The organism is Kiloniella antarctica, assembly GCF_042682825.1.
Classification (GTDB): domain Bacteria; phylum Pseudomonadota; class Alphaproteobacteria; order Kiloniellales; family Kiloniellaceae; genus Kiloniella; species Kiloniella antarctica.
Genome location: NZ_JBHUII010000003.1, coordinates 1 through 25,540, shown reverse-complemented (window position 1 = coordinate 25,540; position 25,540 = coordinate 1). Strand labels below are relative to the sequence as shown.

Sequence of the window (25,540 nt, the reverse complement as noted above, 5' to 3'; positions counted from 1 at the left end):
ATTTCAGGGGTTCTTTTTTTGTCTATCTTATGATTTGAGCACCATTTTTACAAAACCAGTATCAATCGAGATCATCATCGTCAGATTCATAAAGAGCTTTAAAAGTAATTTCCACTGCCCTTCGTGCCCGCGTTTCCCACTCATCCCTTCTGGTCCATTGATCCTGGATAGTAATTCCGGGTTTACGCTTATCGCCATGAACCAACCTATTGCGTAGTTTGTTCATCCAGGTCAGCTCTTTCGGATCAATCCAAGTGAGATAAGTACCATGTTCTTTCATTTGAGCCTGAACGATTGAGGTCGACAAGATAATGGTTGCCGCCCATGCCCCAGCACAAAATGTTGCCTGGAGATCAATCATCAGTGCGCAAGCTTGTTCACTCGGTGAGCGAGAGCCATTCTGGCTATAATGTGTCTCTAAATCTTGAAACCAAAACCGACGATCAGACCAAACAATATCGCTTGGTAGCTCTAGCTGGTCCATACTACGGCCCTTCATCTAAGAAATTCAACGTAAGTATATGATACGGTTACTTTCGTGCCACACAATTAAATATCCATGATATTAATCAACGCAAGTCAAAAACAAAAAAGGGTCGCACAGAGTATCCCCTTTGCGACCCTTTTATATTTATCCGAAAAAATCTTATTCGAACTCGATAATCACCTGATCAACGATAAGACTGTCGCCTGCAGCAGCAGAGACTTTGGCAATAATAACATCCTTTTCAGCTCTGAGAATGTTCTCCATTTTCATCGCTTCAACAACAGCCAATTCTTCACCTGCTTTCACAGCTTGTCCCTCTTCCACAGCCACCGAAACCAGTAAGCCTGGCATTGGTGACAACAAGAATTGAGAAAGATCGGGCGGTAACTTCTCAGGCATCAAGGCATTATACTCAGCCAATCTGCTTTCAATAACCAACGCCTCAACGGTAAGCCCAGATAGTGTGAGTTTAAGCGATGGTCCACGACGATCTACTTGAACAACAGTCTCTTTTCCGTTTACTTCAGAAAAGAAAACGGGTTCGTGTGCCATCCAGTCACCTCTGACCAATGCTTCAAAACCTTCACCAGAGACAAGGTATCCATCATCTTGAAGATCAATAACCACCGGGTAGGCAGTCCGGTCCATGAACACAGTGAGTTCAACAGGGATATCTACCCCTTGGAATCCGTTAACATGCGCAGCCAATGCGGTTTGTTCAGACAAGTTGGTCTGAAGGACAGCTGCAACAGCCACCAGTAACTTGATCTCTTCTTCGCTGGCCTGAACACCTTGGAAGCCATCAGGAAACTCTTCTGCAATGTAATTTGTCGTCAAACGGCCTTCCAAAAAGCGATCTTGAGACATTACCGCAGAAAGAAAACCCATGTTGTGATTGATACCGCGAATATAATAGGAATCTAGCGCCGTTCGCATGCTTTCAATCGCGGTCGTACGGTCTGGACCATAAGTACAGAGTTTCGCGATCATCGGATCATAGAACATAGAAATCTCGGATCCCTCTTCCACACCCGTATCAACGCGGATCACAGGCCGACCATTGTATTCCTCATCAGACTCTGGTGCCTCATAACGAACAAGGCGACCAATCGACGGCAGGAAATTACGAAGAGGATCTTCTGCATAGACACGCGATTCAATCGCCCAACCTTCAAGCTTGACTTCATCCTGTGTGAGGGCAAGTTTTTCACCTGCAGCGACCCGGATCATCCACTCGACGATATCAATGCCTGTGATGAGTTCCGTTACCGGGTGTTCAACCTGAATACGGGTGTTCATTTCGAGGAAGTAAAAGTTTTTGTCCTTATCAACAATAAACTCAACTGTACCCGCAGAGTGATAGTTTACAGCTTGGCTAAGGGCCACAGCTTCAGAGCCCATTTTTGCTCTGGTTTTTTCATCAAGGAAAGGAGACGGCGCTTCTTCAATAACCTTCTGGTGACGACGTTGAATGGAACATTCTCGCTCACCAAGATGAATAACATTGCCATGTTTATCACCAATAACTTGGATTTCAATATGGCGCGGCTCTTCGATAAATTTCTCAATAAAGATCCTGTCATCCCCAAAACTTGAACGCGCTTCGTTCTGGGCGGAACGGAATCCCTCTCGTGCTTCGTCGTTGCTATAGGCGACCCGCATCCCTTTACCACCACCACCTGCGGAGGCCTTAATCATAACGGGATAACCAATACTACTTGATATTTCAACCGCTTCTTCAGCGTCCTTAATCAAGTCCATATGACCGGGAACGGTGCTAACTTTGGAAGCTTGAGCCAAGTGTTTGGACTCAATCTTATCACCCATCGCCGCAATAGCATTTGTAGGAGGGCCGATAAAAACGATACCAGCGTCGTCCAGCGCTTTCACAAAGCTTGAATTTTCAGATAAAAATCCGAAACCTGGGTGGACGGCCTGCGCACCAGTTTCTTTGCAAGCTGCGATAATTTTTTCAATTACCAAATAGCTTTCTGCAGAAGCAGCAGGGCCAATACGAACGGCTTCATCAGCCATTTTAACATGAAGCGATGACGCATCGGCATCAGAATAAACAGCAACCGTTTTTATACCCAGACGTTGGGCTGTACGGATGACGCGGCAAGCAATTTCGCCACGGTTTGCAATTAAAATTTTCTCAAACAAGGCCATGATATTAAGCCCCCTGATTTGTTAGTCACGATAATCTTGCGCTCGGTCCATTCGAAAGGACAGTCCGTCAAAATTACAGCGGCATGTTGCTATGTTTTTTCCAAGGATTTTGCTGTTGCTTGTTCTGAAGCATACGCAAAGCCTTTGAGACCCTACGACGTGTACCGTGAGGCATAATCACATCGTCGATAAAACCACGAGAGGCAGCGACAAAGGGGTTAGCAAATTTTTCACGATATTCTTCAGTGCGCTCCTCAATCTTTTCTGCATCACCAATATCTTGGCGAAAAATAATCTCAACGGCACCTTTGGGCCCCATTACCGCAATCTCGGATGTTGGCCACGCATAATTCACGTCACCTCGCAAATGCTTGGAGGACATCACGTCATAAGCCCCACCATATGCCTTACGTGTAATAACCGTAACCTTTGGCACGGTTGCTTCTGCATAAGCATAGAGTAGCTTGGCACCGTGTTTAATGATCCCATTGTACTCTTGAGAAGTACCCGGTAAAAATCCAGGAACATCAACCAAAGTTACCAATGGAATGTTAAAACAATCACAAAACCGGACAAATCGTGCAGCCTTGATAGAGGAGGCAATATCCAAACACCCAGCGAGAACCATTGGCTGATTGGCCACTATACCGACGCTCTCGCCATCAATACGCGCAAGACCGATTAGAATATTTCCTGCATATTCAGGCTGTATTTCAAAGAAATCACCATCATCAACCATCTTGATGATGAGTTCTTTCATATCATACGGTTTATTCGGATTATCTGGGATCAGGGTATCGAGAGAAAACTCATCCCGTTCCGCATAATCAGCCGTTGGTTTTGAAGGAGCTTTTTCACGATTAGATGATGGCAAATAACCCATGAAACGACGGAGCTCAAGCAGAGCTTCAACATCATTTTCAAACGCTAGATCCGCAACACCCGATTTACTGGTGTGAGTAATAGCCCCACCAAGCTCTTCCGCGGTTACTTCTTCATGGGTCACTGTTTTAACAACATCGGGACCCGTCACGAACATATAAGAGCTGTCCTTGACCATAAAGATAAAATCAGTAAGAGCAGGAGAATATACTGCTCCCCCCGCACAAGGGCCCATGATCATTGAAATTTGAGGAATAACACCTGACGCCATTGCATTGCGTTGGAAAATCTCAGCATAGCCAGCAAGAGAGTCCACACCTTCTTGGATACGGGCGCCTCCTGAATCATTAAGGCCGATGACAGGGGCACCGACCTCCATGGCTTTATCCATAACTTTCATGATCTTTTCCGCATGAGAAGCAGAAAGAGATCCACCAAAGACCGTAAAATCCTGGCTATACACAAAAACCAAACGCCCGTTGATTGTTCCATTGCCTGTTACGACACCATCACCAGGAACGCTTTGCTTTTCCATTCCAAAGTCGATGCACCGATGCTCGACGAACATATCCCATTCTTCAAAGGACCCTTCGTCCAAAAGAACGTCAATACGTTCTCGTGCACTTAATTTACCTTTGCTGTGTTGAGCTTCTACTCGACGCTCTCCACCGCCTGCTCTGGCTGCCTGTCGTTTTGCTTCCAGTTTTTGAATGATATCCTGCACGTGTTCCCCCACGTTGTTATATATGGTTATATTGGTGGCGCAGTTTTGCACTGCGATATAAACAGGACGTAATTGATAGCACGTAGGGTTAAGGGATACTAGTGCCCTGTAACGCGTCAGTCACGTATCAGACTTAAAAATTTCATTGCAGTGCGAAATTCTGTTAATATATTTACATGACGCTCTTCAGCCTCTTCATCAACGCCCCAACGTTGGTGCTGAAATTTTTCATGCAAAAGCACGGCTTCTTGCGCCTTTTCGACTGTTATGTGGCCTTTTAATAAAGCCAGTCCAACAACAAGAGACCCACCAATTCGCACGACACTGGATAATGCCGCCAATTCCATATTGGGAATTGTGCACACCCCATTATATAGGGCTTTTAAAGTGCTCGCTGGTTGATCAACGCTCAACAAACCGTTTGTAACAGCAAGCGGGGCGTCAAAAGTTAGGGCCGTCCAATCCAACAGAGGTTGCCAAACTTCTTTTTGAAGTTCCTGAAGATCGGACATACTATCATCCCAATAACACAATAAATCGTGCCCTGCATAAGCCGCGATCCCCTCAACGACATCATCTCGATCACTGCTGATCCAGTCAATAGCTGTACAGGTAAGGGTCATCATTGGCATTGTTCCGGAATCAATCTCCTTACCCTGCGCATCCCATTCATCAGCAACGGCTTGAGCCAGCCTCATAGTCGGAAATAGCAAAGATACTTGTTCTGGCGTCTTAACGATCCGACCATCTAAAAGTACCACAAATCCTTCTTCTTGGGATTCGGCAGTGGCCTTTTTATAAAAACGTTTTAAAGCGAGCGATGAAGACATAACTTTAAATGATCCATAGTCTAATTGCGTTTGAAGTAGATTAGTGTGGGGATTATAGCAGATCTACAAAAGACGTGGGTAATTCTTCACACGAATTTACGATTGTATGCGCACCTGCTTTTATCAGCTGTGAGTTTGCATGGTATCCCCAAGAGACCCCCACCGCTGCAACACCTGCGGAACGGGCCATTTCGATATCATAAGTCGTATCGCCAATCATAACAGTATCACAAGGAGCAACCCCATTTTCTACCATGGCTTGGAGTAATATCTCCGGGTGCGGTTTACTGGGTCCATCATCTGCTGTTTTTAAAGTTACAAAAAAATCAGATAAATTGTGATGCGCCAGGCTTTTTTGTAAACCTTTAAGGTTTTTTCCCGTAGCTATCGCTAAAAGAGTGTCCGGTTTATTAAGGCGCTCTAACATTTTCCGAACACCAGGGAAAATAGGTTCATCAAAATCAGGAAGTTCTCGCGCCTTGATAAAAGCTTGTCGATAGGAATCGGATATCGAGCAAGCTAATTCCCAGGGAGATCCTTCAGGTAAAATTTCTGCCACGGCATACTCCAGCTTTAACCCGACGATCCGCCTGACATCGTCTAAACTGGGTGCTGTTAGGCCATTTTCAAGAAAGGCAACAACCATATATCGATGAATATTGTACTGACTGTCAACAAGGGTTCCATCAAAGTCAAAAATTACTAACTTAAAACGATGTTCCAACATTTTCACCTCACTTTTATTGTATCGAACATCATGTGCAATTCGCCCGAGAACCCAAACTCTCAGATTACTTATCGACCCACGTTGTAACTAATCGTGATCCTTGTCTTCTTTATCATTAAAGAAGTTACGAATCTCTTGGGGAGGACAGTGAGCGAGATCACCCGCATATCCTTCAAGGAGTTCAACAGAGCTCTCACCATGATTTGGATTAAACCCGAGAGTTTCCCATGCATTTACCATATGAGGAGACAAATCTGCCCGGATACGCAATGTTGTCCCATCATCAGGGTGTGGAATAGCAATTTCACGCGCGTGCAACATCATGTCTTTTGATAATTTATCACCAAGAGGATAGGCATTCTTCCCCCCGTACTTACCATCACCAAGAATCGGCGCTTCTAGCGCACCACAGTGAGCACGCAACTGGTGAGTACGTCCAGTAAGAGGCATAAGTGCGACCCAGGCAACTTTACGTCCCACCTTGTCAACGCGATTATATAGCGTCAGAGATTCTTTACCTCTATCATAATCAACAACCATCTTCTCGCCCTGTGCTCCAGCCTGTTTTTCGAGCGGAAGATAGATCCACCCTTTCTTTTGAGGAGGAACAGCTGCCACAAGTGCCCAATAGATTTTTTTAGTTGTTTTCCCCTTAAAGGCCTTTGTCATAACCCGCGCAGCAGCATCATTCCGAGCAAGGAGAAGAACGCCACTGGTATCTTTATCCAGCCGGTGAACCAGTTTTGGCTTTTCCTGCTTGTCATACCGCAGCGCATCCAACATACCGTCCAGGTGCTTACTTTGCCCTGTACCACCTTGGACAGCTAGCCCTGCTGGTTTGTTAATCGCAAGAACCCAGTCGTCCTTATAAATCACCATATCTCGAACGGCCTGCATCTCTTCCCGGCTCAGAACAACTTCTGAGGCAGATTTACGTGGTCGATCAACGTTTGACTTTTCGGGAGCAGGAGGAACACGTATTTCCTGCCCTGGTTCGAGACGGGTCGAAGCTTTTGCCCTTTTCCCATCGATGCGTATTTGCCCCTTGCGGAGCATTTTTTCGACCTGAATATAACTAAAGGCCGGATAATTTTTCTTAAACCAGCGATCCAGGCGTACGCCACCATCGTGTGGTCCAACTTTAACCATGGTTACAGCACTCATACGACAAAAGACCTCATAAGATAATATCCAGCAATAAAAGCTGCTATAGAGAGAAACACAGACAAACACAAGTAAAGGACAGCAAGCCCAATCGCATCACGTTGAATCAACACCACCACATCCATGGAAAATGTAGAAAAGGTCGTGAAAGCCCCTAGCAAGCCAACTGTGAGTAATGCCCTCATTTCAGGGGATGCAATGCCGCCGGCGCCTATCCAGGGAACCAGGATGCCCATAAAAAAAGATCCCACGACATTTACGGTCAAGGTTCCCGTAGGAATCATCGTTCCAACGAGAGACCCCATTACCGTAAAAACCAGGTATCGCCCCATTGCGCCAAGCGCACCGCCCAGGGCAACCGCAGCCAACATTTTCATCTTAGATCTGCCTTATGCGTTCCATTCATGCGGAACTATTCTGAGAACTATAACGTTGAGTCATTAAATAGGATTCATGAAATAGTTAGCAAAGAAGAAGGCCTAATGCAAAAATCTCGATTAAGGATTTTAATTTATCGAAGACCAAACAGAGACATTAAGCAGCCTGAGTTTTTGCGCTATCTTCGCGGGGGTCATTCAACCAAGAAAGCAACTCATCTGTATCCATGAGGTACACGCCCATACGACCAAGTTCACGTAATCCCTGCTCTGTTGCATTACATAACGCATCAGGAACAACAATAACACGGAAATCACGAGCACTCGCTTCGTAAATTGTCGCACGGGTTGCTGTAGTGAAAGAAAAACCGCAAAGGACAAGCGTGTTTACACTGTGACTACGAAGCTCTTCTTCCAAAGGCGTATTGTGAAAGGCCCCCCAACGCGGACGATAAAAAATGGCTTCATTGTCGCCAATAGTTTGTAGCTTGCCATCAAAAAGAATATCGGGATTAATTCGAACTTCAGCACCTTCAGGCTGAATTTCATCAACCAGCTCAGCTCCTAGGCTGCCTGGCATAAAAATACGAAGGCCTTCTTCGACTGCTGAACGACGACACAAATCCACATTGGATCCATCAGTCTTATAAAGCCGGATAGAATGATACACAGGAGCAAGACGGTCTCGAAACCCTTGAACCAATTTAGTCATCGCAGGAATTGCCCGCGACAACCCAGACGCTCTAATCGGAGAACTGGGTAGGATATAATCTCTCTGCGCAGATAAGGTAATGAGAGCCACATGATCTTTTTGTGGACGAGTATACTCTGGCATACGTGATTTACCCTCTAGGACGTCGCTATATGTGCTGGGCACAGCGATTGGTTATGGGATCGATAAACATAAGTAACACCAAAATGTCACACCTCCGCAATCCTCAGATGTTCATGGCAGCCACGCAGATTTTGCATTCCTTAGTAAATCACTAGGAATTCTGCCGCTCTTGGCGCAATCTATCCCAATAAAGTAATCGCTTTTTTACTTCCCGCTCAAAGCCACGTTCCACTGGTTGGTAGAAATTATGGCGAGGCATATTATCTGGAAAGTAGTTTTGTCCCGAAAAACCATCCTTTGTGTTATGGTCATACGCATAGTTTTTTCCATAACCAAGATCTTTCATCATTTTGGTCGGCGCATTAAGAATATGCTTGGGCGGCGACAAGGATCCAGTCTCTTTGGCAGCGACTACACTCGTATTATACGCTTTGTATGCTGCATTAGATTTCGGTGCCGTTCCGAGATAAATCACGGCCTGAGCAAGTGCCAACTCTCCTTCTGGTGATCCAAGGCGCTCAAAAGATTGCCATGCATGTAACGCTTGAGACATCGCATTCGGATCAGCCAGGCCAATGTCTTCAACGGCAAACCGGAGTAACCGACGTGCGATAAAATTAGGATCCTCCCCACCTACTAACATTCGTGCGAGCCAATAAAGTGCAGCATCACAATCGGATCCACGAAGTGATTTATGTAACGCGGAAATAAGGTTGTAATGCCCCTCTTGTCCCTTATCGTAAATCGGTGCCCTCTTTTGGATGACATCAGCAAGTTCATTGCTGTCCATCGCCTCACTAGGAGGCAAGTTAAACAACTCCTCTGCCATGTTCAGAAGGTAACGTCCGTCTCCATCGGCCATGGCAATCACCGACTGGCGCGCGCCTTCTGTTAAGGGTAGTGTAAAACCCATTTCCTGCTCAGCCCGTACCAGAAGCCCTTGCATCCCCTCTTCATCTAAACGCTTCAACACCATGACTTGAGAACGTGACAACACCGCAGGGTTTAGCTCAAATGAAGGATTTTCAGTTGTTGCCCCAACAAGCACAATCGTGCCGTCTTCCATATAAGGTAAAAAGCTATCTTGCTGGGCACGGTTAAAACGATGGATTTCATCAATAAATAGTAGAGTTCCCTGCCCCATAGCCCGACGTTCTCTTGCCCGTTCAAAGATCTTTCGAAGATCCGCGACACCAGAAAATATGGCCGAAATAGGCTCGAAATGTAAATCGGTAACATCTGCAAGTAGCCGTGCAATCGTTGTTTTACCGCAGCCAGGCGTACCCCACAAGATCATGGACGCAAGTCGTTGCGCACGAACCATCCGCCCAATCGGGCCTGTTTCCCCCACAAGATGATCTTGCCCAACGACCTCATTAAGCGTTTTAGGGCGCAATCGATCCGCTAAAGGACGTGTAGCTTCATTTTCAAATAATCCCGCCACAGAGTTATCCTTTTACCGATAATGCCGACGGACAAAGCATAGAGTAACGTTTATCCATTAGCGCTTTAATTCAAGTGTTTGGAGGCGACCATCCCGTCGAATAACAATTTTCCACTTTGATGTTTTTTTACCTAGCGCCCGGTCAACATCCTCAACGAGATGTATAGGGATATCATTCAAACTGACAAGGATATCATGCGCTTGGAGGCTGATTTGATGGGCTGGGCTACGACGTGCGACATCAGTTACAATAACGCCTTCCCATAAGTTGCCAAGCTCCTTTTCCTCTGCCAAGGCAGGGGATAAGTTCGCAATGATCGCGCCAGCAAGTGGATTGGTACCTCGAACCTCCCGTCGGTTACGCGCAGGTACTTCAGGTGCGGGAGCTGCGGTATATATAATTTTTTTGAGTTTTCGCTCACGCCAAATCTCCAACTCAATCTGTTCATTTACAGGAATAGTTGCGATCCTAAAACGAAGGGATTCAACATTGATGACTTCCTTCCCCTCAACAGCCAAGATGACATCTCCAGCCTTAATGCCAGCGATATCGGCAGGCCCTTGGGGATAAACAGAGCTAACAACAACACCTCCTGGACGACTGAGGCCAAACCCCTGTGCCAGATCCGAATTCAGGTTCTGCCCCACAATACCCGGCCAAGCCCGAACCAGTTCATGTCCTTCTTCGGCTGCCCGGACGACTGTACGAACCATATTGGCTGGTATTGCAAACCCAATGCCTACGGAGCCCCCGTTTCGTGATGAGGAAAAAATAGCGGTATTAATGCCAAGTAGCTTCCCGTCCATTGTGACCAAAGCACCTCCGGAATTACCGGGGTTGATCGCAGCGTCTGTTTGAATAAAGAACTGAAAATCTGCGACCCCAACCTGAGTTCGAGCCAATGCCGAAACAATCCCACTGGTAACCGTTTGCCCAACACCAAAAGGATTGCCTATCGCAAGAACCAAATCGCCAACATCAGTCGTATCAGAATCTCTGAATTCAAGGATAGGAAGCTCTTCTCCTTCAGTATTGATTTTCAAAATGGCAAGATCGGTTCCTTCATCACTCAGGATTAACTCAGCAGAAAACTCTCGCCGATCAGCGAGAACAACCTGAATTTCTGTGGCCTTATCAATAACATGATGATTAGTTACAATTAAACCATTACGACGGACGATAACGCCAGAGCCAAGAGATTTCCCCATGCGTTTACGTTCACTCCCTTGAAGATTTTTTCCAAAAAACCTTTTAAAGAAAGGGTCATTAAACAAAGAAGGAACTGCACGCTCTCTAACGATCGTCTTGGTGAAGATATTCACCACAGCGGGTGAAGTCTCTTTTACGATTGGTGAGAAACTTAAGCTGATCTGTTGTTTGCTTGATGGGACGGTCTGTGCACCAACAGAAAACGAAACTAGCAAAGGCACGATAGTAAACATTACCATCATTAAATTACGCACGTTACAAATCATCCGTTTCTTCATCCTACAAGTTTAATCCACAACTAATAATAAGTTAAAGCCTTACCACACTGATGTAATGTCAAAAACACGATAAGTATGCGAAAGACAATTAAAAACACAAAAGGCAGCCACAAGGGCTGCCTTTTGCTAAACAATAGAGGAAGTATGGAAAAGAGGCTTACTCTTCACCTTCACCTTCGTCTGTATCTACTGGGCCAGAATCCTGACCTTTAGCATCAAGATTACGGTCAACTAGTTCGATAAATGCCATTGGCGCCATGTCACCATGACGGAAACCCGCTTTAAGAACACGAGAGTAACCACCCTGACGTTCTTTGTACCGTGTTGCCAACTCATCAAATAGTTTAGCAGTAATCTTTGTGTCACGAAGAACAGCCAGAGCCTGACGACGGGCGTGCAGGTCACCGCGCTTACCAAGTGTGATCAACTTCTCAACAATAGGACGAAGATCTTTAGCTTTTGGAAGCGTAGTTTTAATCTGTTCATGTTTGATCAAAGCGTGAGCCATGTTTGCAAACATAGCCTTACGGTGGCTAGAGGTACGATTTAGTTTACGACCACTCATTCCGTGACGCATTACTGTTCTCCTTTATCTAATGTCTCGCTCACGAGACGGATTTAACTTCCTATCGCCGCCCGGTCGTTAGACCAGATGAAGTCGATAGTCTTCGGGGAGTAATTTCCCCTTAATACCCAAGAGAAACCTTATTAAAAAGGTTCGTCGAGACGTTTAGCCAATTCTTCGATATTCTCTGGTGGCCACTCAGCAATTTCCATACCGAGGTGGAGACCCATAGCAGAAAGAACCTCTTTAATTTCATTGAGGGACTTACGACCGAAGTTAGGCGTACGAAGCATTTCGGCTTCTGTTTTTTGAACAAGATCGCCGATGTAAACGATATTATCGTTTTTAAGGCAATTTGCAGAACGAACGGACAACTCAAGTTCATCAACTTTACGAAGAAGATTACGGTTGAACGGTGGTTCACTTGGACGATCATCTACTTCTTCAACTTTAGGCTCATCGAAGTTCACGAAGAGAGAAAGTTGATCTTGAAGAATACGGGAAGCAACTGCGATTGCATCTTCAGGAGTAATGGATCCATCAGTTTCAATGTCAAGCGTTAGACGATCATAATCAGTTACCTGACCAACACGTGTGTTGTCGACTTTGTAAGACACTTTACGAACAGGTGAAAAGATAGAATCAACCGGAATAAGACCGATTGGCGCATCTTCGACTGCATTCTGAACAGCAGGAACATAACCCTTACCAGTATCTACAGTAAGTTCCATGTCCAAGTGCGCTCCATCATCCAGGGTACAGATGATAAGATCTGGGTTCATCACTTCGATGTCACCAGTCGTTTCAATCTGGCCTGCAGTAACAGAACCCGGACCTTCAGCACGCAAACGCATACGTTTTGGCTCTTCACCTTCCATGCGCAAGGCAATGGCTTTGATGTTTAGAATAACGTCAGTGACGTCTTCGCGAACACCTGGAATAGATGAGAACTCGTGTAAAACACCATCAATATGGATAGATGTTACAGCAGCACCCTGTAGAGATGACAGCAAAACACGACGTAGAGCATTACCAAGAGTAAGTCCAAAACCACGTTCTAGTGGCTCTGCAACAACTTTTGCAATACGGTTGCTATCAATACCAGCCTCGACAACGAGACTTTCAGGTTTGATCAAAGCACCCCAGTTTGTCTGAATCACAGTATATTTCCTTGTGACGCGCAAGCTATCGATTACTAACGGAGGTAACAATGGTTCTTGCAATGTCATATATATGCCAAAAAGCCGGTGAACGTTAGAGAACATTCCGGCTTCTGACTGGTTAGAAAAGGCAGGCTATCCGTTAATCAGCCTGCCCTAAGCACACTTATACGCGACGGCGTTTAGGCGGGCGACATCCGTTATGCGGAATTGGTGTCACGTCACGGATACCCGTGATAGTGAAGCCAACTGCCTGCAAGGCACGAAGAGCAGACTCACGTCCAGAACCTGGGCCTTTAACGTTTACTTCAAGAGTTTTCATTCCGTGATCCTGAGCTTTTTTGCCAGCATCTTCTGCAGCAAGCTGAGCTGCATAAGGAGTAGATTTACGAGAACCCTTAAAACCAAGACCACCAGCAGAAGCCCAGGAAATAGCATTTCCCTGTACATCTGTAATCGTGATGATCGTGTTATTGAAAGTAGCACTGATGTGAGCGATACCGGAAGATATGTTCTTCCGCTCGCGTTTACGGACTTTCGTCTGAGGTTTAGCCATTATCTAGATACCCTCTTATTTCTTCTTGCCAGCAATAGCAACACGAGGACCTTTACGCGTACGAGCGTTGGTCTTAGTACGTTGCCCACGAACAGGAAGACGTTTACGATGACGAAGGCCACGAAGGCAACCAAGGTCCATCAGACGTTTAATGTTCATAGAAGTTTCACGGCGAAGGTCACCTTCAACAGTGCAACTATTATCAATTGATTCACGAATACGAAGTACTTCGTCTTCTGTAAGTTCGTTGACACGGCGTTCCGCCGGAATGCCAACTTCGTTACAGATTCTCTTAGATACCGCAGGACCAATACCATGGATATAGGTCAATGCGATGAGTACCCGCTTTTGCGTCGGGATGTTGACGCCAGCAATACGAGCCAATACGCTCTCCTCACAAACATTGAACGGGTGCCAACTATCAGGCAACCCTAGGTTAATTCAATCCGCGACTATCTCCAGAGGTGAAATGAGAGACGCCGTCCTTAATTCTATCTGAGCCGAAACTCAGAGGTGTATGGGGCGCTAGATAAGTTCACCTTACATACGTTTCGTTAGGTACAAGGCTTCAAAAGCCTCATTCACCAACTAAATTGTCCATTCGGCGGCGGATTATATGCCAATCCGTCCGCCTGTCAATGGCCAAGTATTACTTTAAGAAGCCAGCGATCTGATTCGCGACTTCTGTGATGGATTGCATTCCATCAACTTTGTGCAAATTGCCCTTCTTTTCATAGTAAGGCAGCACAGGAGCAGTCTGTTCATGATAGACAGCAAGACGCTTTTTCAAGGTCTCTGCATTATCATCAGCACGACGTTCTGATTCCGGGGTTTCTTTGGCGCGTTGCTCAATTCGTCCAAAAAGAATTTGCTCATCAACAACAATCTCAATAGTGCTATCGAGCTTTAATCCTTTTTCTTGCAACATAACATCAAGCCCTTCGGCTTGAGCTACAGTGCGTGGAAAACCATCGAGAATAAAACCGTTTGTACAATCAGCTTGATCGACCCGATCAGAAATAATTCCGATCATAAGTTCATCAGCTACAAGCTGGCCTGCATCCATGACTGTTTTCGCTTGCTTACCAAGTTCTGTACCCTCTGAGACAGCAGCACGAAGCATATCACCAGTAGAAAGCTGCACGATACCGTGTTCTTTCACAAGTAATTCAGCTTGAGTACCTTTTCCTGCCCCTGGAGGGCCAAACAATACTATGTTCATCCACGCCTACCCTTTAATTTTGATTTTTTAATTAGACCTTCATATTGATGGGCTACCAAATGAGAATGTATCTGACCCACTGTATCCATTGTAACGGAAACGACGATCAAAAGACTTGTTCCGCCAAAATAGAAAGGTACAGCATATTGGGAAATCAGAATCTCAGGTAACAAACAAACAGCCACCAGATATGCAGCCCCAGCTATTGTTAGCCGGTTTATAATGTAGTCAAGATGATTGGCTGTATTCTTTCCAGGGCGTATACCCGGGACGAAACCACCATTCTTCTTAAGGTTATCAGCCGTATCTTCTGTATTAAATACGATGCTTTTGTAGAAGAAAGCAAAAAATGCAATCAGAGTACTAAACAAAATCATATAGCCAAGCGAACCACGGCCTAGGTTCGCTGTAACCCAAGTGAGCCATTCAGGTCCACTTCCTGCTGAGAATTGAGCAGCAGAAATGGGCATAAGTAAGAGCGAAGAAGCAAAGATCGGAGGAATTACACCTGAAACATTAAGTTTAATAGGCAGGTGAGAAGAATCACCACCAAACATTTTGTTCCCGACCTGACGCTTTGGGTATTGAACAATCAGACGTCGGTGAGCACGCTCAAAGCATACGATACCTGCGATAACCAGAGGTACAAGAATAATTATCAGTGCCACGAAACCATTGCTCTGACTAAGCGTAAAGGTTTGAGCCAAAGCCTGAGGAAGACCTGCGACAATACCAGAGAAGATAATAAGAGAAATGCCGTTACCGATACCGCGCTGGGTTATCTGTTCACCCAACCACATCAAGAACACTGTACCACCCGTTAAAGTGATAACCGTTGTAAGTTCAAAGAAAGGACCAGGATTGATTACCGATGCACCAAAACCTTGTGCTCCCTCAAGTCCTCGGGCAATACCAAAGGCCTGAACAGCTGCAAGAATAACAGTACCGTATCTTGTATATTGATTAATTTTTTTGCGGCCAGATTCGCCCTCCTTTTTAAGAGCTTCAATCTGTGGAGAAATAGCGGTCATAAGCTGCATAATAATGGATGCAGAAATGTAGGGCATAATGTTCAGAGCAAAAATTGTCATTCGTTCTAGCGCACCACCGCCGAACATATTCATCATCCCAAGCACACCACCAGCTTGGTTATTAAAAGCCTGCTGGAAAATGATCGGATCAATACCAGGTATAGGTATATATGTTCCCAGACGATAAACAATTAGCGCACCTAGTGTGAACCAGATACGCTTTTTCAAATCAGTGGCTTTTGAAAACGCACTAAGATTAATGTTCGCGGCTAATTGCTCAGCAGCAGATGCCATATGCCTGTTCCCGGTATTAATAAAAATTGACTAAAAAAAGAAAAGGCAGAAACCCCCTATCCTAAGAAAGGAGTTTCTGCCTTAACATATTACTCGCTCGTAGGAACGGTGACAGAGCCACCAGACTTTTCTACGGCTGCAATAGCAGCGGCTGAAGCGCCAGCAACAGTGATTGTCACTTTTGCTTTCAATTCGCCGTTCGCCAAAAGGCGAATGCCGTCACGAGCATTAGTAATGATACCAGAAGAAACGAGAACTTCTTGATCAATCGGCTTTTTAGCATCGATTTTCTTAGCGTCAATCGCTGCCTGAAGACGACCGATGTTCAAAGGAACATAGTTCTTCCGGAAGATGTTGTTAAACCCACGTTTCGGTAGACGACGATGCAATGGCATCTGTCCGCCTTCGAAGCCTTTTATGCTTACACCGGAACGGGACTTTTGACCCTTGTGTCCGCCACCGGCATTCTTGCCGTAGCCAGACCCGGTACCACGACCGACGCGTTTGCGATCTTTCGTAGCACCAGGGTTATCTGAAAGCTGATTTAGCTTCATCGTAATGGTCCCAGTTTCCCCTTCTTGTAAAGAGATCGGAAGGCCCCTAGGCCTCCACAACCTTCACAAGATGGCTAACTTTATTGATCATGCCGCGTACAGAAGGAGTATCTTCCAATGTACGACGACGGTTCATTTTATTGAGGCCCAGACCAACAAGAGTTGCGCGCTGATCTTTAGTCCGTCCGATTGGACTTCCTATTTGAACCACAGTAACGGTTTGTTTCTTAGCCATGGTATATTATCCTTGAGCTTCTGCGCTGCCAGCAGCGCGGTTACCTAGGATGTCAGAAACTTTCTTACCGCGACGCTGAGCAACCATACGAGGACTACGTGAACGTACGAGACCATCGAGAGCTGCTTTAATCAGGTTATGCGGGTTTGAAGTACCAGTGGACTTAGAGACCACATCCTGTACACCAAGAGCTTCGAAAACTGCACGAATAGGACCACCAGCAATAATACCAGTACCTACAGGTGCACTACGCATTACAATATTACCTGCACCGTAATGACCTTTAATGTCATGGTGCAGAGTACGGCCCTCACGAAGAGGAACGCGTACCATATTTTGTTTTGCGTCTTCCGTTGCTTTACGAATTGCTTCAGGAACTTCACGGGCTTTACCAGTGCCATAGCCAACACGACCACGACCGTCACCAACGACGACAATAGCAGCGAAGCCAAAACGACGGCCACCTTTGACCACCTTAGCAACACGGTTGATACCAACAAGTTTTTCAATCAGTTCCGGTTCATCGCGGTTGCGATCATCTCTACGACCGCGATTTTCTTTTTGAGAACGTGCCATAAAACTAGTCCCCTTAGAACTTTAAGCCAGCTTCACGAGCGGCGTCGGCAAGAGCCTTAACACGTCCGTGATAAATGTATCCACCACGGTCGAAAACGACGTCCGTGATGCCGGCGGCGACGGCACGCTCTGCAACAAGTTTTCCAACTTTGATAGCAGCGTCTTTATCTGCTCCAGTTTTCAACTCGCTCTTCAGAGCTCCGTCCAGGGTTGACGCAGCGGCAACAGTGACACCCTGCTTGTCATCGATCACTTGAGCATAGATATTTTTGCTTGAGCGAAATACTGACAAACGAGGACGACCATTACCCGTGCGCCGTAGCTGTGTACGAACGCGACTTTTGCGGCGATCGTGCAATGAAATAAGCTTACGCATGGGTTATTTCTTCTTGCCTTCTTTGCGCAGAATAACTTCATCCGCGTACTTAACACCTTTACCTTTGTAAGGTTCAGGTGGTCTGTAAGCACGGATAACAGCAGCCACTTGGCCAACTTTCTGCTTGTCGATCCCCGTAACGGCAACTGCCGTCGGCTTTTCACACTTAATTGAAATTCCGTCTGGGATTTCAAAAATAACATCGTGGGAATAGCCGAGTTGCAAGTTCAAGGAGTTACCCTGAACAGCCGCGCGATAACCAACACCGTTAATCTCAAGGTTCTTAGTGTATCCTTCGGAAACACCAGTCACCAGATTCTGTACACGACTGCGAGCTGTTCCCCACATAGAGCGGGCACGCTTGCTGTCATTAGCTGGAGTTACTGTAACTTTACCATCATCGAGAGTAAACGTTACATCATCCGTAGCTGCGAAGCTGAGTTCACCCAGCTTCCCTTTTGCAGAGACGACATTGCCGTCAATCTTTACTTCTACCCCGCCTGGGACTTCTACGGGGTTTTTGCCTACACGAGACATATCATATTCCCCTTAGAATACTTGGCAGAGAACCTCACCGCCAACATTGGCGGTACGGGCTTCCTGATCGGACATAACGCCGCTAGGCGTAGAAAGAATGGTCACACCCAATCCATTATAGTAACGTGGTAATTCCTTGATTTTGGAATACACGCGACGTCCTGGACGGGAGACACGGCTGATTTCAGAAATCGCCGGATCACCATCTGCATATTTGAGTTCAATTGATAGCTCACTAATGCCAGCGCGAACATCTTCGACACTAAATCCACGAATAAAACCTTCGCGTTTTAGAACTTCGAGAACGTTAGCACGTAACTTAGAAGCAGGCGCACGAACTACATTTTTACCAACCAGCTGTCCGTTACGGATGCGGGTAAGCATATCCCCTAAAGGATCACTCATAGCCATATCGTCGGTCCTTTCTTACCAGCTCGACTTGGTCACACCAGGTGCCTGGCCGACTGAGGCCAGATCACGCAGTGCGATCCGAGAGAGCTTGAACTTACGATAGAAACCACGTGGACGTCCTGTGACGCCACAGCGGTTACGCACACGAATTTTTGCTCCGTCACGAGGCAACTGAGCCAATTTCATGCTTGCCTGGAAGATTTCTTCCGGGGAAGCTGAACGGTCTGTTGCAATCGCTTTGAGAGCAGCACGCTTTTCAGCTTGATTCGCTACCATACGGCGGCGTTTCTCGTTTTTAGCAATGGCACTTTTCTTAGCCATACTACTATTCCTTTCTGCCCGTTCAATCAGAGAACGGCATGTCGAACCTAGCCAGGAGAGCTTTCGCTTCCCCGTCGGTTTTCGCCGTGGTGCAGATCGTGATATTCATACCACGGATTTCGTCTACGCGATCGTATTCAATTTCCGGGAACACAATCTGCTCCTTGAGACCCATGTTATAGTTACCAAGGCCATCAAATGCATTACCTTTCACGCCGCGAAAATCACGAACACGTGGAAGAGCAATGGTAACAAGACGGTCAAGAAACTCATACATGCGATCGCCGCGCAGTGTAACTTTACAACCAAGCGGCATGTCTTCACGAACTTTGAAACCCGCAATGGATTTCTTAGCACGAGTAACTACAGGTTTCTGAGCGGCAATTGCCTCGAGTTCAGAAGCTGCATTTTTCACCTTTTTGGTGTCCAGCACGGCTTTACCAACGCCCATATTAAGCACGATCTTCTCGAGCTTAGGAATTTGCATTGGATTAGTGTAGTTAAACTCACCTTTAAGAGCGTCTCTAACTTCACTATTGTAATGTGCTTTTAAGCGTGGCTGTGTCATATCAACCTCGCCCTATACATCAACTACTTCGCCAGATTTTCTGGCGAAGCGCACTTTGCGACCATCTTCTGTACGATAACCAATACGTGTGGCATCTCCAGATTTTGGATCAATTAGTGCAATATTAGAAATGTGAACGGAAGCTTCTTTTTCGATGATTCCGCCCGGTGATGTCTGGGAAGCAGCTTGGTGCTTTTTCACGACGTTGATACCTTGTACGAGTACACGGTCTTCGTCGCGAAGTACTTTAAGCACTTCGCCCTTTTTTCCCTTATCGCGACCAGTAGTCATAATGACTTGGTCGCCTTTTTTGATCTTCAATTTTTTGTTCATTACAGCACCTCAGGCGCCAATGACACGATTTTCATGAAGCTGCGCGCACGCAACTCACGAGTAACCGGGCCGAAAATACGTGTACCAATAGGCTCATTTGATTTGTTAATCAAAACAGCCGCATTAGTATCGAAGCGGATCGAGGTGCCGTCTTGACGACGGATTTCTTTTGCCGTGCGAACTATCACGGCACGATGAACATCACCTTTTTTGACTTTGCCACGTGGAATTGCTTCCTTGACAGAGACTTTGATGACGTCACCAATACTGGCGGTTTTACGTTTGGAACCACCAAGCACCTTGATGCACTGTACTCTACGAGCACCGGAATTGTCAGCTACTTCAAGCTGAGACTGCATCTGGATCATGGCTATATCCTAAATACTATGCTTCAGAAGAAGCGTCACGGACCAGTTCCCAAGACTTAGTCTTGGAAATTGGACTGCATTCACGAATCTTGACGACATCTCCCGCTTTTACCGCGTTGGTCTCGTCATGAGCGTGATACTTCTTCGAACGCTTAATGAACTTCTTGTAGATCGGATGCATAACGCGACGTTCTACAAGAACAGTAATGGTCTTGTCGGTCTTATCGCTAACTACGACACCCTGCAACACACGCCGTGGCATTGTGTAAACTCCTTAAGAAGCTGCCTGCAGAGACTGCAGGACAGTTTTGACTCGGGCGATGTCACGGCGAACCTGACGGCACCGAGCCGTGTTTTCAAGTTGACCGCTGGCTTGTTGGAAGCGGAGATTAAATTGCTCTTTACGCAACTTAATCATTTCTTCCTTAAGCTCATCAGCCGTTTTAGTACGGAGATCACTTGATTTCATTAGTTCACTCCCTCACCCGGACGAACAATAAATTTCGTCGGAATTGGTAATTTGGCGGATGCCAGTGAGAACGCCTCACGAGCAACTTCCATAGGTACACCATCAAGCTCAAAGATGATACGACCAGGTTTAACTCTGGCTGCCCACCACTCAATGTTACCTTTACCTTTACCCTGACGAACCTCAGCAGGCTTTGCTGTTACAGGAACATCTGGGAAAATACGGATCCACAACTTACCGACACGTTTCATATGACGTGTAACAGCACGACGGGCCGCTTCGATTTGGCGGGATGAAACACGACCAGGGGCCATGGCTTTTAGACCAAAGGCACCAAAATTTAATTGGGTACCCCCCTTAGCATTACCGTGTATCCGGCCTTTAAATGCTTTGCGGAACTTTGTCCGCTTAGGCTGTAGCATAGTTCTACTTCCTCAAGCTAAGCTCGTTACGAACGAGCTGCCTGTGAATCCTGAGCTCGTTTATCCATGGCCATCGGGTCATGTTCCATGATTTCGCCTTTGAAGATCCATACCTTCACACCACAAATACCAAATGTGGTCAATGCACGGGATTCAGCGTAATCAACTTCTGCACGTAAAGTGTGAAGAGGAACACGGCCTTCACGATACCATTCAGTCCTAGCAATCTCTGCACCACCTAAACGGCCAGCACAGTTAATACGAATGCCCTGTGCGCCGAGACGCATAGCGGATTGAACGGAACGTTTCATAGCACGACGAAAAGCCACACGACGTTCTAACTGACTACAGATGTTGTCTGCAACCAATTTCGCATCAATTTCTGGCTTCCGAATCTCTACGATGTTCAGATGGACTTCGCTAGAAGTCAATTTCTGAAGCTCACGACGTAGTTTTTCGATATCCGAACCCTTTTTACCAATCACAACACCCGGACGGGCAGTGTAAATAGTAACACGGGCTTTTTTAGCCGGACGCTCAATAATGATCCGAGACACACCAGCTTGTTTCAAGCGAATACGCAAGAACTCGCGGATGCTAAGATCTTCATGAAGCAACTCAGCATAATCTGAATCCGCAAACCAACGAGAATCCCAGGTCCGAATGATACCGACACGAAGGCCGATAGGATTAATCTTTTGACCCATTACGCTGTCTCCTCGCGTTCACGAACAACCACTGTCAATTGACTCCAAGGCTTGAGCAAACGACCGACACGGCCGCGAGCACGAGCACGAAAGCGCTTCATGACAAAGCTTTTACCAACGAAAGCCTCAGATACAAAGAGACGATCGACGTCAAGCTGATGATTGTTTTCAGCATTAGCAATTGCTGATTGAAGTGCTTTTTTCACTTCGATAGCAATACGACGCTTGGAGAAAGTCAGCTCTGCCAAAGCAGATTCTGCAGATTTCCCACGAATGCTAGCCGCAACCAAATTTAACTTACGCGGTGAAGTGCGAAGATTGACAGCAATAGCACGAGCTTCATTGTCAGCTAACGTACTCTCACGTTTTGACTTACCCATATTATTTCCTCTTCGCCTTCTTGTCTACAGCGTGACCCCAATAGGTACGTGTAGGCGAGAATTCACCGAATTTATGGCCAACCATATTCTCAGTTACTAGAACTGGGATGTGCTTACGGCCGTTGTACACACCAAAAGTCAAACCAACAAACTGTGGCATGATGGTGGAACGACGGGACCATGTCTTAATAATTTCGTTTCGACCCGCGCTACGCACGGTTTCAGCCTTCTTTAAAAGATAGGCGTCAACAAACGGGCCTTTCCAAACGGAACGAGCCATATGGCCATCCCCTCACTTAGCGTTTCTGATGACGGCGACGGATAATTAGTCCATCGGTCTTCTTGTTAGAGCGAGTACGAGCACCCTTGGTAGGTTTCCCCCAAGGAGTGACCGGGTGGCGACCACCCGAAGTACGACCTTCACCACCACCGTGCGGGTGGTCCACCGGGTTCATAGCTACACCACGGACCGAAGGACGCTTGCCAAGCCAGCGATTACGCCCAGCTTTACCAAGTTTCTGATTCGAATTGTCCGGGTTAGACACGGATCCAACCGTAGCCATGCATTCGGCGCGTACCATACGTAACTCGCCAGAGTTCAAGCGAATTTGGGCATATCCTGCATCGCGACCAACCAATTGTACATAAGTACCGGCTGAACGAGCAATCTGCCCACCCTTACCAGCCTTTAGCTCGACATTGTGGACAATAGTTCCCACAGGAATCGCGCTAAGTGGCATAGCATTACCAGGCTTAACATCGGTTTTAGCGCCAGAGATGACACTATCACCAACCTGCAAACGCTGAGGAGCCAAGATATAAGCTTGCTCACCATCTGCATATTCGATTAAGGCGATAAACGCCGTACGGTTCGGATCGTACTCAATACGCTGAACTATACCAGCAACATCAAACTTTGTACGTTTGAAATCGATAATACGGTACGAACGTTTGTGACCACCGCCGCGACGGCGCATGGTGATCCGACCATTGTTATTACGTCCACCTGATTTCGAAAGGCCTTCTGTCAATTTCTTAACAGGCTTGCCTTTATACAAATCAGAGCGATCGATCAGCACCAGGTTTCTTTGACTTGGTGTGACTGGATTAAATGTTTTCAACGCCATCGGATTAAATTCCCGTCGTCACGTCGATGCTGTCCCCATCGGACAGGGAAACAATAGCCTTCTTGACGTCGGAACGACGACCAGGGCGACCTTTAAAACGTTTGCTTTTGCCTTTAACGCGAAGCGTATTAATTGCTTCAACCTTAACGCCAAACAAACCTTCAATAGCCAAACTGATTTCAGGCTTAGTTGCATCAAGCGGAACTTGGAAGGAAACCTGGTTGTTCTCAGAACCCAGAGTAGCCTTCTCGGTGATGACCGGGCGACGAATGATTTCATACATCCGTTCTTTAGAAACGGTCACCGGCTTGGTGTTACGTGCGCGTGCTCTGCTCATTTTAGACGCGCCTCCAGCGCTTCAACAGCATCTTTGGTCAGAACCAGAGTGTCGCGACGCAAGATATCAAACACATTAGCACCCTGTTGTGGCAGAATGTCAATGCAAGGGATATTGCGTGAAGCACGAGCAAAACCTTCATTCACTGTTGTTCCATCGATAACCAAGGCTGAAGTCCAACCTAAAGCTGCCAATTTCTTAACAAGAATAGAAGTCTTTGGTTCTTTGACTTCAGTGTTATCCAAAACAATCAACTTACCTTCTGCAACTTTTGCAGAAAGAGCTGTTTTAAGAGCAAGAAGACGTACTTTCTTCGGAAGATCGTGTGAGTGATCCTGGACGCGAGGTCCATGAGTAACACCACCACCACGGAAGAGGTTAGCACGAATAGAACCGTGACGAGCGCCGCCACCTTTCTGATTCTTGATCTTACGAGTTGAACCGCGAACTTCGCCGCGTTCTTTAACTTTGTGAGTGCCAGCACGACGCTTAGCAAGCTGATAGTTGACCATACGAGCGAGTAGATCAGCACGTACAGGAAGACCGAAAATAGTTTCGTTCAGTTCAACTTCACCAGCTTTTTTGTTCTCGAGGGATGTAACCGCGATTTTCATGGTTATTGATCCTTCTCTTCAGCTGCAGGCGCATCAGAGCCAGAAGCCTTAAGGCCAGCTGGGAACGGAACACCTTCGGGAAGGGCACGCTTTACAGCATCGGCAATATACACCCAACCACCCTTAGATCCAGGAATTGCACCCTTCACAAGGATAAGGCCGTTATCACCATCAGTGGCAACAACTTCCAAGTTCTGTGTAGTTACGCGACGGTCACCCATGTGACCAGCCATTTTCTTACCTTTAAACACCTTGCCCGGATCTTGACTGTTACCAGTAGAACCGTGACTACGGTGAGAAACAGATACACCGTGAGTAGCACGAAGACCGCCAAAATTATGACGCTTCATTGCACCAGCAAAACCTTTACCGATAGAAGTTCCGGTAACGTCTACATACTGACCAGCAACAAAGTGGCCTGCATCAAGCTCAACACCAGGCTCCAATAGAGCGTCGGCGGAAACGCGGAATTCTGCAGTGTGTTTTTTTGGAGCAACTTTAGCTTTGGCACAATGGCCACGCTCAGCTTTACTCACATTTTTCACCTTGGCTACACCAGAGCCAAGTTGAATCGCATTATAACCATCCGTATCTTGTGTACGAACAGCAACAACCTGACAGCTGTCTAGCTTCAGAACAGTTACTGGAACATCAATACCAGCATCTGTGAAGACACGAGACATGCCAAGTTTTTGCGCAATAAGACCAGTACGCATCGCTTAGCCTTTCAGTTTGATCTCGACATCAACGCCAGCCGCTAGATCGAGCTTCATCAGCGCGTCAACGGTTTGCGGTGTCGGCTCGACGATATCAATAAGACGCTTGTGAGTCCGAATTTCGAACTGTTCACGGCTTTTCTTATCAACGTGAGGGCCACGCAATACAGTGAATTTCTCAATGCGAGTCGGAAGAGGTATTGGACCACGAACTTGCGCACCAGTGCGCTTTGCCGTGCCAACGATCTCAGAGGTCGATTGGTCGAGGACCCTGTGATCATACGCCTTAAGGCGAATTCTAATATTCTGGCTGGACATATTCAGCCACCCTTGATTAACCCGTTCGTACCTTCTTCGGTAGAGGAACGCAGTTAACCCCTTTCAGAGTTAATACAGATAATTGTCACATAAAAAAATAGCGACGGTGCGTTCTTTACCAAAACGCGCCGCCGCTATCAATGTTTATTTTATTTTTTTTATTTTGAGATACTTGAAACGACACCAGCACCAACGGTACGGCCGCCTTCACGGATC

General features: G+C 46.4%; 37 protein-coding genes. All 37 read right to left on the bottom strand.

The features are described from left to right. Positions 1–61 precede the first annotated feature (61 nt). Positions 62–484: a hypothetical protein gene (locus ACFSKO_RS06205; RefSeq protein ID WP_380249563.1), complete on the bottom strand. Its 423-nt coding sequence runs from the start codon at positions 482–484 to the stop codon at positions 62–64. A 162-nt stretch (positions 485–646) separates the two neighbouring features. Then, entirely contained in the window at positions 647–2,656 is a 2,010-nt protein-coding gene (locus ACFSKO_RS06200; RefSeq protein ID WP_380249561.1) for an acetyl-CoA carboxylase biotin carboxylase subunit, read from the bottom strand. Between the two features lie 73 nt (positions 2,657–2,729). Further along, positions 2,730–4,262 (bottom strand): acyl-CoA carboxylase subunit beta, encoded by a 1,533-nt coding sequence (locus ACFSKO_RS06195; RefSeq protein ID WP_380249559.1) that lies wholly within the window; start codon positions 4,260–4,262, stop codon positions 2,730–2,732. A gap of 116 nt (positions 4,263–4,378) precedes the next feature. Then, positions 4,379–5,092, bottom strand: coding sequence for an ATP12 family chaperone protein (locus ACFSKO_RS06190; protein WP_380249557.1), 714 nt, complete (start codon positions 5,090–5,092; stop codon positions 4,379–4,381). A 52-nt stretch (positions 5,093–5,144) separates the two neighbouring features. Next, entirely contained in the window at positions 5,145–5,819 is a 675-nt protein-coding gene (locus tag ACFSKO_RS06185; RefSeq protein ID WP_380249555.1) for an HAD-IA family hydrolase, read from the bottom strand. Between the two features lie 87 nt (positions 5,820–5,906). Beyond that, positions 5,907–6,983 carry an RluA family pseudouridine synthase gene (locus ACFSKO_RS06180; protein WP_380249553.1) on the bottom strand — a complete coding sequence of 359 codons (1,077 nt, stop codon included), beginning with the start codon at positions 6,981–6,983 and terminating at the stop codon, positions 5,907–5,909. Next, on the bottom strand, positions 6,980–7,360 hold the full coding sequence (gene crcB / locus ACFSKO_RS06175) for a fluoride efflux transporter CrcB (RefSeq protein ID WP_380249551.1): 381 nt from the start codon (positions 7,358–7,360) through the stop codon (positions 6,980–6,982). Before crcB ends, ACFSKO_RS06180 begins: the two co-directional genes overlap by 4 nt. Before the next feature lie 157 nt (positions 7,361–7,517). Further along, positions 7,518–8,195, bottom strand: a complete 678-nt coding sequence (locus tag ACFSKO_RS06170; protein ID WP_380249549.1) for a cysteine hydrolase family protein — start codon at positions 8,193–8,195, stop codon at positions 7,518–7,520. A 151-nt stretch (positions 8,196–8,346) separates the two neighbouring features. Then, complete coding sequence (locus ACFSKO_RS06165; protein ID WP_380249547.1) at positions 8,347–9,639, bottom strand: replication-associated recombination protein A; 1,293 nt, start codon at positions 9,637–9,639, stop codon at positions 8,347–8,349. 57 nt (positions 9,640–9,696) lie between these two features. Beyond that, positions 9,697–11,091 (bottom strand): Do family serine endopeptidase, encoded by a 1,395-nt coding sequence (locus ACFSKO_RS06160; RefSeq protein ID WP_380249545.1) that lies wholly within the window; start codon positions 11,089–11,091, stop codon positions 9,697–9,699. Positions 11,092–11,284: 193 nt separating this feature from the next. Next, on the bottom strand, positions 11,285–11,704 hold the full coding sequence (gene rplQ, locus ACFSKO_RS06155; protein WP_380249543.1) for a 50S ribosomal protein L17: 420 nt from the start codon (positions 11,702–11,704) through the stop codon (positions 11,285–11,287). A gap of 131 nt (positions 11,705–11,835) precedes the next feature. Beyond that, positions 11,836–12,852, bottom strand: a complete 1,017-nt coding sequence (locus ACFSKO_RS06150; RefSeq protein ID WP_380249541.1) for a DNA-directed RNA polymerase subunit alpha — start codon at positions 12,850–12,852, stop codon at positions 11,836–11,838. Positions 12,853–13,018: 166 nt separating this feature from the next. After that, entirely contained in the window at positions 13,019–13,408 is a 390-nt protein-coding gene (gene rpsK / locus ACFSKO_RS06145) for a 30S ribosomal protein S11 (RefSeq protein ID WP_380249539.1), read from the bottom strand. 15 nt (positions 13,409–13,423) lie between these two features. Continuing rightward, on the bottom strand, positions 13,424–13,792 hold the full coding sequence (rpsM, locus tag ACFSKO_RS06140; protein ID WP_380249537.1) for a 30S ribosomal protein S13: 369 nt from the start codon (positions 13,790–13,792) through the stop codon (positions 13,424–13,426). Positions 13,793–14,057: 265 nt separating this feature from the next. Beyond that, a complete protein-coding gene (locus ACFSKO_RS06135) occupies positions 14,058–14,630 on the bottom strand; it encodes an adenylate kinase (protein ID WP_380249535.1) in 573 nt (190 codons plus the stop codon). Then, complete coding sequence (gene secY / locus ACFSKO_RS06130) at positions 14,627–15,955, bottom strand: preprotein translocase subunit SecY (RefSeq protein ID WP_380249533.1); 1,329 nt, start codon at positions 15,953–15,955, stop codon at positions 14,627–14,629. Before secY ends, ACFSKO_RS06135 begins: the two co-directional genes overlap by 4 nt. A gap of 89 nt (positions 15,956–16,044) precedes the next feature. Beyond that, positions 16,045–16,509: a 50S ribosomal protein L15 gene (rplO, locus tag ACFSKO_RS06125; protein WP_380249531.1), complete on the bottom strand. Its 465-nt coding sequence runs from the start codon at positions 16,507–16,509 to the stop codon at positions 16,045–16,047. Positions 16,510–16,555: 46 nt separating this feature from the next. Further along, entirely contained in the window at positions 16,556–16,744 is a 189-nt protein-coding gene (gene rpmD, locus ACFSKO_RS06120; RefSeq protein WP_380249529.1) for a 50S ribosomal protein L30, read from the bottom strand. 6 nt (positions 16,745–16,750) lie between these two features. Continuing rightward, positions 16,751–17,320 carry a 30S ribosomal protein S5 gene (gene rpsE, locus ACFSKO_RS06115; RefSeq protein WP_380249527.1) on the bottom strand — a complete coding sequence of 190 codons (570 nt, stop codon included), beginning with the start codon at positions 17,318–17,320 and terminating at the stop codon, positions 16,751–16,753. A gap of 13 nt (positions 17,321–17,333) precedes the next feature. Then, positions 17,334–17,696: a 50S ribosomal protein L18 gene (rplR, locus tag ACFSKO_RS06110; RefSeq protein WP_380249525.1), complete on the bottom strand. Its 363-nt coding sequence runs from the start codon at positions 17,694–17,696 to the stop codon at positions 17,334–17,336. Positions 17,697–17,699: 3 nt separating this feature from the next. After that, positions 17,700–18,233 (bottom strand): 50S ribosomal protein L6, encoded by a 534-nt coding sequence (rplF, locus tag ACFSKO_RS06105; protein ID WP_380249523.1) that lies wholly within the window; start codon positions 18,231–18,233, stop codon positions 17,700–17,702. Positions 18,234–18,245: 12 nt separating this feature from the next. Further along, the gene (gene rpsH / locus ACFSKO_RS06100) at positions 18,246–18,644 is read right to left on the bottom strand and encodes a 30S ribosomal protein S8 (RefSeq protein WP_380249521.1); all 399 of its coding nucleotides are present in this window, start codon (positions 18,642–18,644) and stop codon (positions 18,246–18,248) included. A 15-nt stretch (positions 18,645–18,659) separates the two neighbouring features. Then, positions 18,660–18,965: a 30S ribosomal protein S14 gene (gene rpsN / locus ACFSKO_RS06095; protein WP_380249519.1), complete on the bottom strand. Its 306-nt coding sequence runs from the start codon at positions 18,963–18,965 to the stop codon at positions 18,660–18,662. A gap of 22 nt (positions 18,966–18,987) precedes the next feature. Further along, positions 18,988–19,533, bottom strand: a complete 546-nt coding sequence (gene rplE / locus ACFSKO_RS06090) for a 50S ribosomal protein L5 (protein WP_380249517.1) — start codon at positions 19,531–19,533, stop codon at positions 18,988–18,990. A 12-nt stretch (positions 19,534–19,545) separates the two neighbouring features. Next, the gene (gene rplX / locus ACFSKO_RS06085) at positions 19,546–19,866 is read right to left on the bottom strand and encodes a 50S ribosomal protein L24 (RefSeq protein WP_380249514.1); all 321 of its coding nucleotides are present in this window, start codon (positions 19,864–19,866) and stop codon (positions 19,546–19,548) included. Continuing rightward, entirely contained in the window at positions 19,866–20,234 is a 369-nt protein-coding gene (gene rplN / locus ACFSKO_RS06080) for a 50S ribosomal protein L14 (protein WP_047763793.1), read from the bottom strand. Before rplN ends, rplX begins: the two co-directional genes overlap by 1 nt. Before the next feature lie 16 nt (positions 20,235–20,250). Next, on the bottom strand, positions 20,251–20,496 hold the full coding sequence (rpsQ, locus tag ACFSKO_RS06075) for a 30S ribosomal protein S17 (protein ID WP_380249512.1): 246 nt from the start codon (positions 20,494–20,496) through the stop codon (positions 20,251–20,253). A gap of 12 nt (positions 20,497–20,508) precedes the next feature. Then, complete coding sequence (rpmC, locus tag ACFSKO_RS06070) at positions 20,509–20,703, bottom strand: 50S ribosomal protein L29 (protein WP_380249509.1); 195 nt, start codon at positions 20,701–20,703, stop codon at positions 20,509–20,511. Next, a complete protein-coding gene (rplP, locus tag ACFSKO_RS06065; RefSeq protein ID WP_380249507.1) occupies positions 20,703–21,125 on the bottom strand; it encodes a 50S ribosomal protein L16 in 423 nt (140 codons plus the stop codon). Before rplP ends, rpmC begins: the two co-directional genes overlap by 1 nt. 26 nt (positions 21,126–21,151) lie before the next feature. Next, positions 21,152–21,832 carry a 30S ribosomal protein S3 gene (rpsC, locus tag ACFSKO_RS06060; protein WP_380249505.1) on the bottom strand — a complete coding sequence of 227 codons (681 nt, stop codon included), beginning with the start codon at positions 21,830–21,832 and terminating at the stop codon, positions 21,152–21,154. Then, positions 21,832–22,212, bottom strand: coding sequence for a 50S ribosomal protein L22 (rplV, locus tag ACFSKO_RS06055; protein ID WP_380249503.1), 381 nt, complete (start codon positions 22,210–22,212; stop codon positions 21,832–21,834). The genes rpsC and rplV overlap by 1 nt, the downstream gene beginning before the upstream one ends. A gap of 1 nt (position 22,213) precedes the next feature. Next, a complete protein-coding gene (gene rpsS, locus ACFSKO_RS06050; protein WP_380249501.1) occupies positions 22,214–22,492 on the bottom strand; it encodes a 30S ribosomal protein S19 in 279 nt (92 codons plus the stop codon). Between the two features lie 16 nt (positions 22,493–22,508). Beyond that, the gene (gene rplB / locus ACFSKO_RS06045) at positions 22,509–23,339 is read right to left on the bottom strand and encodes a 50S ribosomal protein L2 (protein ID WP_380249499.1); all 831 of its coding nucleotides are present in this window, start codon (positions 23,337–23,339) and stop codon (positions 22,509–22,511) included. Between the two features lie 4 nt (positions 23,340–23,343). Continuing rightward, a complete protein-coding gene (locus ACFSKO_RS06040; protein ID WP_380249497.1) occupies positions 23,344–23,676 on the bottom strand; it encodes a 50S ribosomal protein L23 in 333 nt (110 codons plus the stop codon). After that, positions 23,673–24,290, bottom strand: a complete 618-nt coding sequence (gene rplD / locus ACFSKO_RS06035; RefSeq protein WP_380249495.1) for a 50S ribosomal protein L4 — start codon at positions 24,288–24,290, stop codon at positions 23,673–23,675. Before rplD ends, ACFSKO_RS06040 begins: the two co-directional genes overlap by 4 nt. A gap of 2 nt (positions 24,291–24,292) precedes the next feature. After that, positions 24,293–25,006: a 50S ribosomal protein L3 gene (gene rplC / locus ACFSKO_RS06030; protein ID WP_380249493.1), complete on the bottom strand. Its 714-nt coding sequence runs from the start codon at positions 25,004–25,006 to the stop codon at positions 24,293–24,295. Positions 25,007–25,009: 3 nt separating this feature from the next. Further along, the gene (gene rpsJ / locus ACFSKO_RS06025; protein ID WP_380249491.1) at positions 25,010–25,324 is read right to left on the bottom strand and encodes a 30S ribosomal protein S10; all 315 of its coding nucleotides are present in this window, start codon (positions 25,322–25,324) and stop codon (positions 25,010–25,012) included. Positions 25,325–25,540 lie beyond the last annotated feature (216 nt).